The 17,110-nt window shown below is 71.2% G+C and carries 16 protein-coding genes; 2 read left to right on the top strand and 14 right to left on the bottom strand.

Going from position 1 to position 17,110, the window contains the following annotated elements:
- Positions 1 to 75 precede the first annotated feature (75 nt).
- From AAME72_RS08390 to AAME72_RS08400, 3 genes are read right to left on the bottom strand one after another with little or no spacing between them, the layout of a single operon-like run.
- Positions 76 to 936 carry an aldo/keto reductase gene (locus tag AAME72_RS08390; protein ID WP_348789784.1) on the bottom strand — a complete coding sequence of 287 codons (861 nt, stop codon included), beginning with the start codon at positions 934 to 936 and terminating at the stop codon, positions 76 to 78.
- Between the two features lie 22 nt (positions 937 to 958).
- Positions 959 to 1,930 carry an aldo/keto reductase gene (locus tag AAME72_RS08395; protein WP_348789785.1) on the bottom strand — a complete coding sequence of 324 codons (972 nt, stop codon included), beginning with the start codon at positions 1,928 to 1,930 and terminating at the stop codon, positions 959 to 961.
- A 24-nt stretch (positions 1,931 to 1,954) separates the two neighbouring features.
- Complete coding sequence (locus tag AAME72_RS08400) at positions 1,955 to 2,788, bottom strand: alpha/beta hydrolase (protein ID WP_348789786.1); 834 nt, start codon at positions 2,786 to 2,788, stop codon at positions 1,955 to 1,957.
- Positions 2,789 to 2,806: 18 nt separating this feature from the next.
- Between AAME72_RS08400 and AAME72_RS08405 the strand changes: the two genes are divergently transcribed.
- Entirely contained in the window at positions 2,807 to 3,442 is a 636-nt protein-coding gene (locus tag AAME72_RS08405; protein WP_348789787.1) for an MBL fold metallo-hydrolase, read from the top strand.
- Positions 3,443 to 3,541: 99 nt separating this feature from the next.
- Here AAME72_RS08405 and AAME72_RS08410 read toward each other — a convergent pair whose 3' ends face one another.
- Both AAME72_RS08410 and AAME72_RS08415 read right to left on the bottom strand, forming a co-directional pair.
- Positions 3,542 to 3,790, bottom strand: coding sequence for a glutaredoxin family protein (locus AAME72_RS08410; protein WP_348789788.1), 249 nt, complete (start codon positions 3,788 to 3,790; stop codon positions 3,542 to 3,544).
- 9 nt (positions 3,791 to 3,799) lie between these two features.
- The gene (locus tag AAME72_RS08415) at positions 3,800 to 4,453 is read right to left on the bottom strand and encodes a nucleoside/nucleotide kinase family protein (protein ID WP_348789789.1); all 654 of its coding nucleotides are present in this window, start codon (positions 4,451 to 4,453) and stop codon (positions 3,800 to 3,802) included.
- Positions 4,454 to 4,507: 54 nt separating this feature from the next.
- Between AAME72_RS08415 and AAME72_RS08420 the strand changes: the two genes are divergently transcribed.
- Complete coding sequence (locus AAME72_RS08420) at positions 4,508 to 5,380, top strand: NAD(P)H-binding protein (protein ID WP_348789790.1); 873 nt, start codon at positions 4,508 to 4,510, stop codon at positions 5,378 to 5,380.
- Between the two features lie 4 nt (positions 5,381 to 5,384).
- On the opposite strand, the gene AAME72_RS08425 is transcribed toward AAME72_RS08420, so the two are convergent.
- The 9 genes from AAME72_RS08425 to AAME72_RS08465 all read right to left on the bottom strand — a co-directional run bounded on the left by AAME72_RS08425 (position 5,385) and on the right by AAME72_RS08465 (position 17,110).
- Positions 5,385 to 6,863, bottom strand: coding sequence for a rhamnulokinase family protein (locus AAME72_RS08425; protein ID WP_348789791.1), 1,479 nt, complete (start codon positions 6,861 to 6,863; stop codon positions 5,385 to 5,387).
- Positions 6,860 to 8,896, bottom strand: a complete 2,037-nt coding sequence (locus tag AAME72_RS08430) for a bifunctional aldolase/short-chain dehydrogenase (RefSeq protein WP_348789792.1) — start codon at positions 8,894 to 8,896, stop codon at positions 6,860 to 6,862. Before AAME72_RS08430 ends, AAME72_RS08425 begins: the two co-directional genes overlap by 4 nt.
- A gap of 65 nt (positions 8,897 to 8,961) precedes the next feature.
- Entirely contained in the window at positions 8,962 to 10,125 is a 1,164-nt protein-coding gene (gene rhaI / locus AAME72_RS08435) for an L-rhamnose isomerase (protein ID WP_348789793.1), read from the bottom strand.
- A 25-nt stretch (positions 10,126 to 10,150) separates the two neighbouring features.
- Positions 10,151 to 11,404: an MFS transporter gene (locus AAME72_RS08440; RefSeq protein ID WP_348789794.1), complete on the bottom strand. Its 1,254-nt coding sequence runs from the start codon at positions 11,402 to 11,404 to the stop codon at positions 10,151 to 10,153.
- Positions 11,405 to 11,554: 150 nt separating this feature from the next.
- Positions 11,555 to 11,887, bottom strand: a complete 333-nt coding sequence (locus AAME72_RS08445; RefSeq protein ID WP_348789795.1) for an L-rhamnose mutarotase — start codon at positions 11,885 to 11,887, stop codon at positions 11,555 to 11,557.
- 359 nt (positions 11,888 to 12,246) lie between these two features.
- Positions 12,247 to 13,287, bottom strand: coding sequence for a LacI family DNA-binding transcriptional regulator (locus AAME72_RS08450; protein ID WP_348789796.1), 1,041 nt, complete (start codon positions 13,285 to 13,287; stop codon positions 12,247 to 12,249).
- 177 nt (positions 13,288 to 13,464) lie between these two features.
- Complete coding sequence (locus AAME72_RS08455; RefSeq protein ID WP_348789797.1) at positions 13,465 to 13,755, bottom strand: fibronectin type III-like domain-contianing protein; 291 nt, start codon at positions 13,753 to 13,755, stop codon at positions 13,465 to 13,467.
- A 132-nt stretch (positions 13,756 to 13,887) separates the two neighbouring features.
- Positions 13,888 to 15,738 carry a glycoside hydrolase family 3 protein gene (locus AAME72_RS08460; protein WP_348789798.1) on the bottom strand — a complete coding sequence of 617 codons (1,851 nt, stop codon included), beginning with the start codon at positions 15,736 to 15,738 and terminating at the stop codon, positions 13,888 to 13,890.
- 268 nt (positions 15,739 to 16,006) lie between these two features.
- Positions 16,007 to 17,110 carry a LacI family DNA-binding transcriptional regulator gene (locus tag AAME72_RS08465; protein ID WP_348789799.1) on the bottom strand — a complete coding sequence of 368 codons (1,104 nt, stop codon included), beginning with the start codon at positions 17,108 to 17,110 and terminating at the stop codon, positions 16,007 to 16,009.

Consider the following 17,110-nt stretch of genomic DNA (forward strand, 5'->3'; position numbering starts at 1 on the left):
CACTTTTCGGGCGAAGAAGTGACGACAACGTGCCCCTCGGCGGGTGGCGGGTGGCGGGTGGCCGGGGGCCGCGCGTCAGGCGGCGTTCAGGCGGGCCAGCTCGTCCGGGGTCAGCTCCACGTCGACCGCCGAGACGGAGTCGCGAATGGTCTCCGGACGCGACGATCCGGGGATGGGGATGACATGCGGGCTCTGCGCGAGGTGCCAGGCGAGCGCGACGACCTGCGGGCTGATCCCGCGCGCCTGCGCCACCTCGGCGAACGGCGCGAACCGGTCGCCGAGGTCGCCCGCTGAGCTGATGCCGCCGAGCGGGCTCCACGGCAGGAAGGCGATGCCGAGCTCGTCGGCGAGCCTCAGCTCCGGCTCGCTCGAGCGGAACGCCGGCGAGAACTGGTTCTGCACCGACGCCAGCCGACCGCCGAGGATGTCCTGCGCCTGGCGGATCTGCTCGGGGTTCGCGTTCGAGATGCCCGCGAGCCGGATGATCCCGTCGTCGAGCAGGTCGCGGATCGCGCCCACCGAGTCCTCGTAGGGCACCTCCGGGTCGGGGCGGTGGAACTGGTACAGCCCGATCGCGTCGCCGCCGAGTCGGCGGAGCGACTCCTCGGCTGCCGCCTTCACGTACTCGGGGCGGCCGTCCACGTACCAGCTGCCGTCGCCGGGGCGGAGGTGGCCGCCCTTCGTGGCGACGAGCACGCCCGAGGTGTCGCCGCCCCAGCTGCGCAGCGCCTCCGCGATCAGCTCCTCGTTGTGGCCGACCTCGTCTGCGTGCAGGTGGTACGCGTCCGCAGTGTCGAAGAAGGTGACGCCCTCCTCCAGCGCGGCGTGGATGGTCGCGATCGAGCGCTTCCGGTCCGGCCGTCCCTCGATCGACATGGGCATGCCGCCCAGGCCGATCGCGGAGACCTCGACGTCGGCGATCCTGCGTGTCTTCACTCGTGTTCTCCTTCCGCCCGGGTCACCAGGCGTAGTCCTCGGGGGCGGTCTTGTGTCCGGGGAAGATCTCGTCGAGGCGGGCGAGGGCCGACTCGTCCAGCGTGACGTCGAGGGCGCGGATGCCCGCATCCAGCTGCTCGCGGGTGCGCGGTCCGATGATCGGGCCCGTGACGCCGGGACGGGTCAGCAGCCACGCGAGTGCGACGTCGCCCGGCTCGTGCCCGAGCTCGTCGGCGAACGCCTCGTAGGCCTCCACCGCGTCCCTGTGCTTGGCGAGGGTGTCGGCCGCGCGCCCCTCGAGGCGACGCTTGCCCTCGTTCTGCTTGCGGACGACGCCGCCGAGCAGGCCGCCGTGCAGCGGCGACCAGGCGATCACGCCGACGCCGTTGGCCTGCGCGGCGGGGAGCACCTCCAGCTCCACCTGGCGGGTGAGCAGGTTGTAGATGGACTGCTCGCTCACGAGCCCGAGGAAGTTCCGCTTGCGGGCCTCGGCCTGCGCGGTGGCGATGTGCCAGCCGCCGAAGTTGCTCGACCCGGCGTAGAGGATCTTGCCCTGCGCGACCGCGGTCTCCATCGCCTGCCAGATCTCGTCCCAGGGAGTGTCCCTGTCGACGTGGTGGAACTGGTAGATGTCGATATGGTCGGTCTGCAGGCGCTTCAGGCTCGCATCCAGCGCGCGCCGGATGTTGAGGGCGGAGAGCCGGCCGTCGTTCGGCCAGTCGCCCATGTCGCCATACAGCTTGGTGGCGAGGACCGTGCGCTCGCGGCGGCCGTCGCCCTTCGCGAACCACTCGCCGATGATCGACTCGGTGTTCCCCTTGCCGGTGTGCTGGCCGTAGACGTTGGCCGTGTCGAAGTAGTTGATGCCGGCGTCGTGCGCGGCGTCCATGATGTCGAACGAGTCCTCGCGGCTGGTCTGCGGCCCGAAGTTCATGGTGCCGAGGACGAGACGGGAGACTTTCAGGCCGGAACGGCCGAGGTGCGTGTACTCCATGAGTTCACCATCCGCCCGGTGGAGTCAGATGTCCAACAGGAGGTGTGGATCGGATTGTGCGCCCGGCGCGATGAATCGGCCGGCAGCGCGGATGACGTCGTCCGCCGCTTCGAGGTCCGGTCCGCCCATGAAGCCGTGCTCAGCCCCGGGGACGACGGTCAGCTCGGCGCGGATGCCGGCGGCCCTGCAGCGCTCGACGAGCCGGCGCGCGTCGGGGAGCAGGGAATCCTCGGAACCGACGGCGGCGAACACGGGCGGGAGGCCGGCGACGTCGGCCGCGAGGTCGGGGGCGTCCGCCGGCCGGGTCGCGCCGCTCCAGCGGACGAAAGCCCACTCGGAGAGTTCGCGTGCGGGGCCGCCGGGGAGGCTGTCGTCGTAGCCGGCGAGGGTGAGGTCCACGTTGGGGTTGCTCAGGACGAGCGTGTCCGCCCTCGCGGCGCGCGCGGCGGCGATGGCGACCGCGCCGCCGGCGGAGTCGCCCCACAGCACGACACGGTCGCCACCGCCCCCGCGCAGTGCGTCCGCCGCCGTGACGGCATCGTGCGCCGCATCGTCGAGCCTGGCCTCCGGCGCCAGCCGGTAGCCGACCGAGAGGACGGGAACGCACAGGATCCCCGCGATGCGTCGGCAGTAGCCGTCCTGCAGCTCGATGTCGCCGAGGACGCCGTAGCCGCCGTGCAGGAACGCCACGGCGGTTCCGGCGAGGGCGGGGTCGGGAGCGCGGTCCGGGCGGTAGCTGCGCGCCGCGACCGGACCGACCGTGGTGTCGGCGATCGAGCCGTCGAACGGGAGCCGTGGCCGTCCGGCCGCTCGCGCCGCGGCGTCCTCGCGCAGACGACGGATGTCGGGTTCGGCCACGAGGACTAGCATCCCACCATGCGCGAAGTGACCGACAGCATCCACCGGCTCGATGCGGCGCGAGGCGGCAACGCGTACCTCGTCGAGGCGGGCGACCGCTCTGTTCTCGTCGACACCGGGCTCGCGTCCGGAGGAGAGAAGGTGGTCGCCGAGCTCGCGGCCGCGCGCATCCTGCCGGTGATGGACGTGGTGCTCACCCACTACGACCCCGACCACGTCGGCGCGGCAGCGGCGGTGCAGCGGGCGACGGGCGCGACCGTGTGGCTGGGAGCGGCCGACGTGCGCATCCTGCGCGGCGACGCCCTGCCGCCGACGCGGACCCGGCGGGCGATGCTGCGGATGCGCTGGCTGGGGAAGCCGGAGCTGCCGGAGCTGACCGCGCTTCCGGACGACGCGGAGACGGAGATCGTACCGGGGCTCGTGGCGGCTCCCGGGCCTGGGCACACGCCGGGCCACCACATCGTCTGGTGGCGCGGGGCGGCGTTCATCGGCGACGCGGCCAGGGTGTCGGGCGGACGCCTCGTGAACTTCCCCGGGTTCCTCATCTCCGACCGGGCCCAGGCGGATGCGACGATCGCCGCGATCTCCGCCTCCCGTCCGCGCCTGATCCTCCCCGGCCATGGCGTCCCGGATCGCCTCGCGCCGGCCGACTGACCCCGCCGCGCAGGCCGCCGAGCACAGGAAAAAGGCCCCGAACGGCGCGGACCGGGACCTTTTTCCTGTGCTCGCGGGCCTAGCCTCGGCGGGGAGGGGCTAGCGGGAGAGCGCGGCCTGGAGCTCGGGGTCGGTCGGCTCGACGAGGTGGCGGCCGTCGGGGAAGACGATGACGGGGATGTTCGTGCGGCCGCTGATCGCCTTCGCACGGTCGGCCTCCTCCGGGCGCGCGACCAGGTCGATGTACTCGTAGTCGGCGCCGATCCGGTCGAGCAGGGCCTTGGATCGGATGCAGTCGCGGCACCAGTCGGCGCCGAACACGGTCACTTTGTCGAACGAGTCGGTCATCCCGCCAGCCTAAGCGGCGTCTCCTGAGCGGACGATCAGTGCGGCGCGGTCGCGGGTCGCCTCGATGAGGCGGGCGTTCGCGCCGTCGACGTCCCGCGCCCACGCGAGGGCGGCCCCGGGCGAGCGGCCGTGCCTGATGTGCCGGTCGACGAGCCGGCGCAGCCGCTCCTCCTCCGGCGCGGCCACGAACCAGGCCTCCGCCAGCAGCGCCGACGCCTCCGACCATGGTGCGGCGGGCGCGAGCAGGTAGTTGCCCTCCGCCACGATCAGGCGCGCGGACGGCTCGATCGCGATCGTCCCCGCGACCGGCTCGTCGACCGCGCGGTCGAAGCCGGGCGCGTAGACCGTGTGGCCCGTCTCCCGCCGCAGCCGGTCGAGCAGGGCGAGGAAGCCCCAGCCGTCGAACGTGTCGATCGCCCCTTTGCGGTCGTGCCGGCCGAGCGCGTCGAGCGTGGCGTTCGCGAGGTGGAAGCCGTCCATCGGGAGGTGCACGGCCAGCGGCTCGCCCGCCAGCTCGGACGCTCGCTCGGTCACGGCGCGCGCGAGCGTCGTCTTGCCCGAGCCGGGACTGCCGGCGATCCCGAGGACGGCACGGTCGCCGTCCCGCACGAGTGCGAGGGCGCGGCGGGCGAGGGCGTCGATGCCGGGGGAGGTGACGATCACCCGACCATTCTCGCCCGGCCGCTCGCTGTCGGTGGTCGGGGCGAGGCTGGCCGCATGACCATCGCTGTGACAACACCAACCGGAAACGTCGGTCGTCACCTGCTGCGCCTGGTGGTCCAGGCCGGGGAGCGACCGCGCGTGCTCGTGCGCGACCCGGAGCGCCTGGACGAGGCCGCGCGCGGCTTCGTCGACGCCGTGGCGACGGACCAGCTGGACACGGAGTCCGTCGTGAGAGCGACCGCGGGCGTAGAGGCCGTGCACTGGATCGTCCCGCCCAGCGGACTCGACGATCCCCTCGAGGGATACCGGCGAGCGACGGATGCGCTGCTCGCGGCTGTGCGGGAGAACGGCATCCGCCGCGTCGTGTTCCAGTCGAGCTCCGGAGCGGAGCGGCGGCACGGAGCGGGCGAGATCGACGGCCTCGCCGCGACCGAGGTCGCCCTCGACGACGCCGGGGTCGACGTGACCCATCTGCGCTGCGGCTACTTCTTCTCGAACCTGCTCTTCGACCTCGACTCGCTGAAGGCCGGCACGATCGCGACGGCCTTCGACGTGGATGCGCCGATGCCGTGGGTTGCGCCGGAGGACATCGCCGCCGTCGCGGCGGTCCGCCTGCTCGACCGCTCCTGGTCGGGTCGGCACGTGCAGGCGGTGCACGGTCCGGAGGACCTCTCGTTCCGCGACGTGGCCGCCATCGTCGGGGACGCGGTCGGGCGCCCGATCGACGTCGTCCAGCTCGGCGACGACGACGTCCGCGCGACCCTGACCGCGGCCGGGATGACGCCGGCGCAGGTGGAGGCGCTGGTCGGCATGACCGCGGGCATCCGCGACGGCTACACCCCGGAGAACCCGCGCGACTACACGACGACCACGCCGACGACCCTCGCCGGCTGGGTGCCGGCGAACCTGGTGCCGTTGCTGAGGTGACCGCTCAGGCGACGACGCGACCCGTCGGCTCGTAGCGGGTGGGCGCGTAGTGCCGCGCGACCAGCGCGCGCAGCGACTCCAGGTCGCCGCTCACGAGGCCGACCGCCCGCGCCTGCACGAGGGCGTTGCCGAGCGCGGTCGCCTCCACCGGGCCGGCCAGCACGGGCAGGCCGGAGCGGTCCGCGGTCGCCTGGCAGAGCATCGCGTTGCGCGCGCCGCCGCCGACGATGTGGATGGTCTCGACCGGGACACCGGAGAGCCCGGCCGCGCGACGCACCGTGTTCGCGAACGCCTCCGCGAGGCTCTCGATGATGACCCGGACGATGCCGGCCGGGCTCGCCGGGGCGAGCATCCCGCGCTCGGCGAACCAGTCGGCGATGCGGGACGGCAGGTCCCCCGGTGCGAGGAAGCGCGGGTCCTCCGCGTCGAAGAGCTCGGTCGGGCGGGGGAGCGCGGCGGCCTCGCCGAGCAGGGTCTCGAGGGTGACGTGCAGACCGCGGCGCTGCCATTCGCGCAGCGACTCGCTGAGCAGCCAGAGCCCCATCACGTTGTGCAGGTAGCGCACCCGGCCGTCCACCCCGCCCTCGTTCGTGAAGTTGGCCGCGCGCGACTCCTCGGTGAGAACGCGGTGCTCCAGCTCCACGCCGACGAGGCCCCAGGTGCCGCAGGAGATGTAGGCGGCGCGGGCAGCATCCATCGGGACGGCGACGACGGCCGAGGCGGTGTCGTGCGAGCCGACCGCGGTCACCGCCGGGCCTGCGCCGGCGAACGGCAACTCGGACGCCAGCGCCGGCAGCAGGCCGCCCGTCCGCGTCCCCGCGTCAACGAGCGGCGCGAACCGGTCGCGCGGCAGCCCGAGGCGCCGGATGAGCGTGTCGTTCCACGCGCCGTCCGCGGCGAGCAGACCCGTGGTGGACGCGTTGGTCCGCTCCGCGTGCTCCTCTCCGGTCAGCCAGTAGGCGATCAGATCGGGGACGAGCAGGAACCGATCTGCGGCATCCAGCGCCCCGCGCTCACGGTCGACGGTCAACTGGTAGAGGGAGTTGAATGGGAGGAACTGCAGGCCGCCCTCGCGGTACAGCTCCGCCGGGTCGACGGCCGCGTGGACCAGCTCGACACCCCGCTCCGTGCGGTCGTCGCGGTAGTGGTAGGGCTCGCCGAGCAGGCGCCCGGACCCGATGAGGCCGTAGTCGACCGCCCACGAGTCGATGCCGATGCTGGCGAGGTCCGGCTCGGCGCGGGCGACCGTGCCGAGCCCCTCGAGGATGCTGGCGTAGAGACCGGTGACGTCCCAGTGCAGACCGGTGCCGTCCCCCTCCCACACCCGGACGGGCGTGTTGAGGAACCGCGCCGCCTCGGTCAGCTCGAGGGTGTCCGGGCCGACCTGCGCGTGCATGACGCGGCCGCTGGTCGCGCCGAGGTCGACCGCGGCGACGGCACCGTGGGCCGCCGCGCGGGCCGCCCGCCCAGCGCCCGCGGTCATCGCAGGAAGGCGGCCGCGACGCCCGCGTCGACGGGGATGTGCAGCCCGGTGGTGTGGTCGAGGTCGCTCGTGCAGAGCACGAACACCGCGTTGGCCACGTGCTCCGGCAGCACCTCGCGCTTCAGCAGGGTGCGCTGCGCGTAGTACGTGCCCAGCTCCTCCTCCGGCACGCCGTAGACCGCGGCGCGCTTGGCACCCCAGCCGCCGGCGAAGATGCCGGAGCCGCGCACGACGCCATCCGGGTTGATGCCGTTGACGCGGATGCCGTGGTCGCCGAGCTCGGCGGCCAGCAGGCGCACCTGGTGGGCCTGGTCGGCCTTGGTCGCGGAGTACGCGATGTTGTTCGGGCCGGCGAAGATCGAGTTCTTCGACGAGATGTAGACGATGTCGCCGCCGAGCTTCTGGTCGATGAGCACCTTCGCTGCGGCGCGGGAGACCAGGAACGAGCCCTTGGCCATCACGTCGTGCTGCAGGTCCCAGTCGGCGGTCGTCGTCTCCAGCAGCGGCTTCGAGATGGACAGGCCGGCGTTGTTGACCACCAGGTCGAGGCCGCCGAACTGCAGGAGGGTCGCGGCGATGGCCGCGTCGATCGCCTTCTCGTCGGTGACGTTCGCCGCGACGCCGATCGCCACGTCCGTCCCGCCGATCTCGGCGGCGGCGGCCTGCGCCTTCTCGAGGTCGAGGTCGGCGATCACCACGCAGGCGCCCTCGCCGGCGAGGCGGGTGGCGATGGCCTTGCCGATGCCGGAGGCGGCGCCGGTGACGAGGGCGATGCGACCCGCGAGCGGCTTCGGCCTCGGCAGCCGCTGCAGCTTCGCCTCCTCCAGCGCCCAGTACTCGATGCGGAACTTCTCCGCCTCGTCGATCGGCGCGTAACGGGAGAGCGACTCGGCGCCGCGCATCACGTTGATCGCGTTGATGTAGAACTCGCCGGCGACGCGGGCGGTCTGCTTGTCCTTGCCGTAGGAGAACATCCCGACGCCGGGGATGAGGATGATCGCGGGGTCCGCGCCACGGATGGCGGGCGAGTCGGGTCTGGCGTGCCGGTCGTAGTAGGCCTGGTAGTCGGCGCGGTACTGCTCGTGCAGCTCCTCCAGGCGGGCGACGGAGTCCTCGATGGAGGCGTCGGCCGGGAGGTCGAGGACGAGCGGCTTCACCTTGGTGCGCAGGAAGTGGTCGGGGCAGGAGGTGCCGAGCGCGGCCAGGCGCGGGTGCTCCGCCGACGCCAGGAAGTCGAGAACGACGTCCGCGTCGGTGAAGGAGCCGACCTGCGGCTTGTCGGTGGACGCGATCGAGCGCAGGTGCGGGGCGAGGGCGGCGGCCTTGGCGCGGCGCTCGGCCGCGGGCAGCGGCTCGTAACCGGGCAGCGCGGCGCCGAACGGCTCGGGGCGCCCGTTCGCCTCGATGTAGTCGGCCGCGGTCTGGATGATCCACAGCGAGTTGGCCTCCGCCTCCTCGGAGGTGTCGCCCCACGCGGTGATGCCGTGGCCGCCGAGGATGGTGCCGATCGCCTCCGGGTTGGCCGCCTTGATCGCGGCGATGTCGAGGCCCAACTGGAAGCCGGGGCGGCGCCACGGCACCCACACGACGCGACCGCCGAAGATCGTCTTCGTCAGCTCCTCGCCGTCCGCAGCGGTGGCGATCGCGATGCCGGAGTCGGGGTGCAGGTGGTCCACGTGTGCCGCATCCACCAGGCCGTGCATGGCGGTGTCGATCGAGGGGGCCGCCCCGCCCTTGCCGTGCAGCGTGTAGTCGAACGCGGCGACCATCTCGTCCTCGCGCTCGACGCCCGGGTAGACGTTCTGCAGCGCGCGCAGGCGGTCGAGGCGGAGGACCGCCAGGCCCTGCTCCGTCAGCGTGCCGAGGTCGCCGCCGGAGCCCTTGACCCAGAGCAGTTCGACGGGCTCACCGGTGACCGGGTCGGTCTCGGTGCCCTTGGCGGACGTGTTGCCGCCGGCGTAGTTCGTGTTCTTCGGGTCGCTCCCGAGGCGGTTCGAGCGGGCCAGCAGGGCCGCGACGGTCTCGTTCGTCATGATGCGTCTGTTCCTTCTGCGGGGGATGGAGGGGTGTCGTGGATGGCCGCGACCGGGTGAGCCGGTTACGCGCCCCAGCCGGCCTGGGTGCCGCCGACGCGCTCGGACTCGATCTTCTGCTGGTAGCCGGAGGCCGTGTACGCGGCCATCGGGTCGGCCGCCAGGCCCCGGGACTCGCGCCAGGCGGCGAGGTCGCTGCGCACGTCGGTGTTGAACGCATCCATGAACACGGTGTTCGCGGCGAGGACGTCGTTCGCGCGCTGTGCGGCGTCGAGCGCATCCAGGTCGACAAGCAGCGCCTTGGCGGTGGCCTCCTGGACGTTCAGGACGGAGCGGATCTGGCCCGGGATCTTCGCCTCGAGGTTGTGGCACTGGTCGAGCATGAACGCAACCTCCGGGTTGCCGTAGCCGCCGCCGCGGATGACCTCGAACACGATGCGGAACAGCTGGAACGGGTCGGCCGCGCCCACGATCAGGTCGTCGTCGGCGTAGAACCGGCTGTTGAAGTCGAACGAGCCGAGCTTGCCGAGGCGCAGCAGCTGCATCACGATGAACTCGATGTTGGTGCCGGGGGCATGGTGGCCGGTGTCCAGGCACACCATCGCGCGCTCGCCGAGCGCCGCGGTCTGCACATAGCTGGTGCCCCAGTCCGGAACGTCGGTGTGGTAAAACGCGGGCTCGAAGAACTTGTACTCGAGCACCAGGCGCTTCTCGTCGCCGATCCGCTCGTAGATCGTCTGGAGGCTGTCGGCCAGGCGGTCCTGGCGGGCGCGCAGCGAGTCCTGACCCGGATAGTTGGTGCCGTCGGCGAGCCAGATCTTGAGGTCGCGCGAACCGGTCTCGTTCATCACGTCGATGCACTCGAAGTGGTGGTCGATCGCCTTCTGGCGGATCCGGTCGTCGTGGTGCGTGAGCGACCCGAACTTGTAATCGTCGTCCTGGAAGGTGTTCGAGTTGACGGTGCCGAGCTCGACGCCGTTGTCCTCCGCGTGCTTCTTCAGGTCGGCGTACGAATCCACCTTGTCCCAGGGAATGTGGAGCGCCACCGTCGGGGCGAGACCGGTGAACGTGTGCACCTGGGCCGCATCCGAGATCTTCTCGAACGGGTCGCGCGCGGTGCCGGCGGTGCCGAACACCTTGAACCGCGTGCCGGAGTTGCCGAACGCCCAGCTGGGGAGCTCGATCGCCTGCAGTGCGAGCTGGTCGCGGATCGGGTCGGTGAGTGTCATGATCCTGCCTTCTGTGGTGTCGTGGTCAGGCGCGCGCGTCGTCGCGCTGGAGAGTGGGGGACGGTGTCGGCGAGCTGTACCGCTCCGCCTCGATCTGGCGCAGCGACTTGCCCTGCGTGCGCGGGGTCCAGATCGCGCCGATCAGCAGGGCGACGACGAGGAACGCGATGAGGATGAGGCCGACGGCCGGGACGCCGGAGGTCGCCAGAAGCACGGGGAAGACGGAGCTGAGCAGGCCGACCGCGATGCGGGCGGCGAAGAAGAGGACGCCCTGAGCGCTGGCGCGGTACGGCGTCGCGAACAGCTCGGCCGTCCACACGCCGTAGAACGCCTGGGCGCCGATGCCGGCGGCGAGACCCCACGCGATCGCGAAGGTGAGCAGCGTCGGCAGCCCGGGAGGCGCGAAGACCAGGGCGACCCAGGCGAGGATGCCGAGCACGGCGCCGATGATGTAGAGGACGCGACGCGACATCCTGTCGGCGAGCAGCATGAAGCCGAAGTAGGTGGCGAGGACCGTGCAACCCCAGACCAGCACCTGCAGCAGGTCCTGCTCGACGGCGCTGTGCACGCCCGCCGCCTCGTAGACGCGCGGCATGAAGATGCCGGCCTGTCCCGCGACGAGGTTCCAGAAGCCGTAGACGCCGAAGAGGAACAGCAGCGCGGTGATGTTCACGCGCTTCGAGAACAGGGCGCGCATCCCGCGGCCCGACTCGGCGGTCGAGACGGCGCCGGTCTTGACGTCCGTCCAGAGCTTCGATTCCGGGAGCCCCTGCCGCACCCACCAGACGATGGCCGCCACCACGAAGAGGTGGAAGAAGATGATGCGGCTGCCGAGCAGCCCGAGCGGGGCGAGGGCGGCCGCAAGGGCGAAGCCGACGAGCGGGCCGATCGACCAGGCGAGCTGGGCCATGCCCACGTGCTTGCCGCGCGCGTGGTCGGGCGCCTGCTCGGCGATGTAGGTCCAGGACGCGGGGACGCCGGCGCCGACCGCGATGCCGGTGATGAGGAAGGCGGCGAACAGCATCCCGGCGTTCACCGCGAAGACCGCGAGCAGCACGCCCACCATGTAGAGGAGCAGGTCGTAGGTGTAGATGAACTTGCGGCCGAGGCGGTCGGTGAGCGGCCCGCCGAGGATGGCGCCGATCGCCGCTCCGAACGCGTTGGCGCTGAAGGCCGCCAGGATGCCGACGAAGCCGTCGGTCAGGTGGAACTGGGTCTGCCAGAAGCCGAGGCTGGTGGCGATCGCGATGATCGAGCCGGACTCGATGTAGTTGGACATGGCGACGGATGTTGTGGCCCGCCAGCCCGTTGTGCTGCTGCTTCCGACTCTCATTGCTGGGTGTTTCCTCACTGCTTCGTTGCGTTGATGCGTGGTGGTGCGGGTGGTGCGGGTGGTGCGTTGTGCGCGCTCGCGCGGGATGTGGGGCGTTCAGTCGAGATGGAAGTACTCGGTGAGCCGGTTCATGGTGCTGTCGGGCGCGGTCTCCTCGGCGAAGAACTCCGCCATCCCGGCCTGCCAGCGGGCGTTGACCTCGTGTTCCTCCATCGCGGCGACGGCGGCGTCGAAGTCGTCGGTCTCGAGGTAGCCGACGACCAGCCCCTTCGCGCGGTCGACGAACAGCGAGTAGTCGCTCCAGCCCGTCTCGCGCAGGGCGTCCAGCATCTCCGGCCAGACCGTCTCGTGCGCCCTCAGATAGTCGTCGACCCGCTCCGGCTTCAGCTGCATGGTGAAGCACACCCGGCGGGATGCACTGGCGCTCACGAGAACTCCTTCGGTCGAATGAATCGTTTCAAAGCTAGCAGGGCGTCGCCGCGCTCGCAACTCCGTGTGCGGGAGGCGCGTCCGCGGGCGTCAGGCGGAGGCGGCGGTTGGAAGGGACTCCCCAGCTGTCGAGTACGCAGAGAATCCGCGTACTCGACGGTTTCGGCTCTATTTTCTGCGTACTCGCGTGTTCTGGGGTGTGGGTAACTCCGGAACGTTCGGGCATCCCCGCGATCGGTTCCTGAGTTGTTCACGCGACACGCCGATGCGAGGCGTGAAGAACTCAGGAACAGGTGGCGAGGTAGGCGCCGACTCCGGAGTTACGCGCACTCCACCTCCGACAGACGAACTCACTCATCTCAGGCGGGCGAGGCCGCCAGGGAGGAGGAACGGCGCACGACCAGCTCCGGCACGAACCGGACGTGCTGGTGGACGTGCGCGGTCGAGGCGTCCAGGTCCTCGATCTCACGGAACAGCAGCTCGCCGGCGGCGTAGCCGATCTCGCGGCGCGGCTGACGCACGGCGGAGAGGGGGACGGCCGCGGTCGCGGCGAAGTCGATGTCGTCGTAGCCGATCAGAGCGATGTCCTCCGGCACGCGCAGGTCGTGCGCCACGAAGCCCTGCAGCAGGCCGAGCGCGAGCAGGTCGTTCGCCGCGAAGACCGCGGTGGGGCGGGACGCGGCGTCGAGGCCGGCGAGCCGGTCGGCGGCCGCGCGACCGGAGCGTGCATCCAGTGTCTCGACGGGCACGTGGACCAGGTCGACGTCCGCGCCGGACTCGGCGACGGCCTTGCGTGCGCCCTCCAGGCGGTCGCGGATCTGCTGGAGCGAGTCGGGGCCGCCGACGAACGCGATGCGCCTGTGCCCTTCCGAGATGAGGTGGTCGAGCGCCAGGCGGCCGCCCTCCACGTCGTCGACCGCCACCGAGCAGGCCTCGACGTCGGACGCGACGCGGTCGACGAGGACGGTCGGGATCCCGTGCTCGCGCAGCCGCTCGACCTCGGGCTGCGCGTCGCCGATGGCCGCGAGCAGCACGCCCCGGACGCGCTGCTGCTCGAACGCGGCGAGCTGCTGGCGCTCCCGCTCGTGGCGGTTGCCGCTGTTGCCGAGCTGGATGGAGAAGCCGCGCTCCAGCGCGAAGCCCTCCGCGCCGACGTACAGGTCGGTGAAGAACGGGTTGGCCACATCCATGACCACCATGGCGATGGCGCGGCTGGCGCCGGCGCGCAACTGGCGGGCGGACTCGTTGCGCGTGAAGCCGAGCCGGGCGATGGCGTCCTCGACGGCGCGCCGGGTGGGCTCCGCGACGATCTCCGGCCGGTTCAGGACGTTCGAGACGGTGCCGACCGCGACGCCCGCGAGAGCGGCCACATCCTTGACGCTCGGGCGCTTCGCCGCCATCCCGATCCCCTCCCTCGTGCCGTTTTGAACACTATCGCATCGTTTCAACCGGCTCTCGCGGCCGTCCCAGCCCGCCGAAGGGCACGTCGTTGTCGCCTATTCGCGACGAAAGCGACAACGACGTGCCCCTCGGTGGTCGAGGGGCACGTCGTCGTCACAAGGCGCGGACGTGAGGTGTCACTCGGCCACGGTGAACGATCCCGTGAGGGACGCGTCCGACGAGTCGCCGACGGCGACACCGTACGTGCCGGGATCGGTGACCCAGGAGCTGGTGGCGGTGCTGTAGTACGACAGCGGACGGTCGACCGAGGACGGGTCGATCGTCACCGAGACGCGCTTGCTCGCTCCGGCGCCCAGGGTCACCGTGTCGAACGCGACCAGGCGCGAGCCCGGCTCGCCCGCCGACGCGGGCAGGGTCAGGTAGACCTGCGGCGTGGTGGACGCTGCCTTCGAACCGGTGTTCCGCACCGTGAACGAGACGGTGATCGGCTTGCCCGCCTTGTTCGCGACAGCTGTTGCGAGCTGGAGCTTGCTGTACGAGAAGCTCGAGTACGACAGGCCGTAACCGAACGGGAACAGCGGCGCGATGTCCTTGCTCTGTTACCACTTGTAGCCGATCGCCAGCCCCTCGCTGTAGGCGACCTGTCGGATGGACTTGTCGCCCGCCGGTCGCGTCGGGGACCCGTTCACGAGCCCCGGGTATTGCGTAGGCGTGTTCGTCGGCGTGTCCGCGAGCGACTTCGGGAACGTCATCGGCAGCTTGCCGCTGAAGTCGGCATCGCCGTAGATCAGCCGGGCCAGCGCGGTGCCGCCCTGCTCACCCGGGTACCACGCCTGGATGACGCCCTTCACCGAAGCGAGCCAGGGCATGTCCGTCGCGCTGCCGGTCTCGAGCACGGCGACCGTGTTCGGGTTGGCGGCGGCGACGGCCGAGACGAGCGCATCCCCGTTGCCGTCGAGCGAGAGCGACGTGCGGTCGGCCCCCTCGCCCTGGACCGTGTAGCCGAAGACGATCGCGACATCGGCCTTCGCGGCCGTCGCGGCGGCGGCCGCCGGGTCGGACCCGTTGTCGAACGTCACGGTCGCGCCGGCCTTCGCGGCGCGCGCGGTGATCGCGTCGAGCGGCGCCACCACGTTCGGGCAGGCGGTCGCAGGGCCGAAATTGTGGATGGCGCACACGGTCGCGGCGCTGACGCCGTTGGTCGCGGTCTTCGACGCCGTCGCGCCGATGACGGCGACGGTCTTCGCCTTCTTCGTCAGCGGCAGGATGCCGTCCGCATTCTTCAGGAGCACGGATCCCTTCTCGGCGATCTGCTCGGCGACCCGCTTGTTCGCATCCGTGGAGGCGGACGTGCTCGGGGTCGTGGGCAGGGCGTGGTCGAACAGACCGGTCTTGAGGTACGCCGTCACGACGCGCGTCGCCGCCGCGTCGATCTGCGCGATGCTGACCGAGCCGTTGTCGAGAGCCGCACGGATGTTCGCGGGGGTGTAGTAGATCGGCCGGTTGAGCTCCTGGTCGAGTCCGGCGTTCAGCGACGGTGCGGTCGAATGCACCGAGCCGAAGTCGGAGACGACGTAACCAGCCCACCCGGTCTCATCCTTGAGGAGGTTGGTCAGGATCGGGTTCTCGCAGGCGTAGACGCCATTCACCTGGTTGTACGAGCACATGACGCCTGCAGGGTCTCCCTTGTCGACGGCGACCTGGAACGCCAGGTCGTAGACCTCGCGCAGCGTCCGCCCGTCGATGTTCGAGGAGCTGGTCTGGCGGTCGAGCTCCTGCTCGTTCGCGATGTAGTGCTTGAGCACGGACATCACCGGTTCCGTCGGGTTGCCCTTCTGGATGCCCGTGGTCTGGGCGGCCGCGAGGTCGCCGCTCAGCAGGCTGTCCTCGCCGAACGAATCGGTGATGCGACCGTCCAACGGGGTGCGTCCCGAGAGGATCTGCGGCGACAGGAGGCCGTTGAGGCCCGAGCGGAACGCCTCGTCCGCCTGCGCCCTGCCCTTCGCGTAGGCGAGGCCGGTGTCCCACGAGGAGGCAAGCGCGAGCTGGGCCGGGAAGATCGTGACACCGCTCGCTCCGCGGACGTAGTCCGGGCCGTCCGAGTAGACGACCTTCGGCGTGCAGGCGACCTGCGCCGGATAGGTGACGCCATTGAAGGACGTCTGGGTCGGGTTGTTCGCGGCCTGCTCGTCCAGCCAGCGCAGCTTCTGGTCGAGGGTGCTGGCCTGGAGCAGGAGCTGGGCGCGCTTCTGCGGGGACTTCGACGTGTCCATCCACGGGCACCCCGGCGGGAACTTCGTCGTCTTCGCGACGGTGGCGGCCTTCGTCGCAGTCGGTCCGGGGGGCTGTGCGAAGGCCGGACTGGAGCCGAGCGCGGCGATGAGCAGGCCGGCGGCGGCCGCCGGCGCGATCCAGGCTCGCAGTCGCCTGCGAGTGCGGAGGTGGGTCATCTGAACTCCTCTTCGTTGAGAAAACCGGCCCGGCGGGACGCGCCTACCGACCCGCGAAACGCAATTAATACGTTTCAATCGTGGGACGCTAGCGGACCCGCGGAATCCGCACAAGGGTGAATTGGATCGATTCAGTTTGCGCATCGCTCGCCGAAGGGCACGTCGCTGTCGGTTCTCGGCGCCCGAAGTGACGACAACGTGCCCCTCGACCGGCCGCCGGTCGATGGCGGGACGGTATATGCCCGAGGGGGAATGCGGAGCGCGCGCGTCAGGACGGAGAGGCGCCCGCGTCCGCGCGGACACGAGTGCCCGGCGCGACCCGCTGGCGGCCGAGCGTGGACTCGCGCACCACGAGGTGCGGCTGCAGGAGCACCCGGCGGTGAACGTGCGTCCCCGGCGCATCCCGCAGCTCGCCGAGCAGGAGATCGACCGCCGCGCGGCCCATCTCCTCACCCTGCATCGCGACCGAGGTGAGCGGAATGGCGCCGCCCCAGGCGGCCGAGTTGTGGTCGCAGCCCATCACGGCCACGTCCTGCGGCACGCGCACGCCCGCGCTCGTCAGCTCGTTGATGATGGCCATGGCGAGCAGGTCGGTGACGGCGAGCACGGCGTCCGGGCGCTCGTCCGGGTCCATCTCGGCGAGCCGCCGGCCGGCGTCGGCACCGCCCGGCGGATCCAGGTCGACGGTGTCCAGCTCGATCAGCCGCACCGTCCCTCCCGCCTCCGCGACGGCCTTGCGTGCGCCTTCGCGGCGCTGGTGGACGGGCTGGTAGTCGTCGCGCGCGGCGACGAACGCGATGCGCGTGCGCCCGAGATCGATGAGGTGCTTCGCGGCGATGTAACCCGCGCGCTCGTTGTCGATGAGCACGCGGCAGGAGTCGGTCTGCCGCGAGTCGAAGTTCACGACCACCACCGGCCGGCCATGACGCCGCACCCGGCCGATCTGCTCGTCGGATTCCTGCATCGGCGCGAGGATGATGCCGGACACGCGCGCGCTGTCGAAGAACGCCAGGTGCGCGTCCTGCATCGACAGGTCGTTGTTCGCGCTCGCCAGCTGCAGTGTGAGGGCGTTCGACTGGGCGTGGGCCTGTGCGCCGCGCGCCACGTCGACGAAGAGGGAGTTGGTGAGGTCCACCACGACCAGGCCGATGGTCCGCGCCTCCCCGGAGCGGAGCGCCCTGGCGGTCTGGTTGAGCGTGAAGCCGAGCTGATCGATCGCCTGGAACACCTTGTCCCGCGTCGCCTGGGCGACCTTCTCGGGGTGATTGAGCACGTTGGACACCGTCGCGACGGACACGCCGGCCAGCTCCGCGACGTGGTGCATGTTGGGCGGGCCGGACGCGGCGTCCCTGCTCCCCCTGGGGTGGACCAT

The sequence above is a fragment of the Leifsonia sp. NPDC080035 genome, assembly GCF_040050925.1.
In the GTDB taxonomy this organism is placed as follows: domain Bacteria; phylum Actinomycetota; class Actinomycetes; order Actinomycetales; family Microbacteriaceae; genus Leifsonia.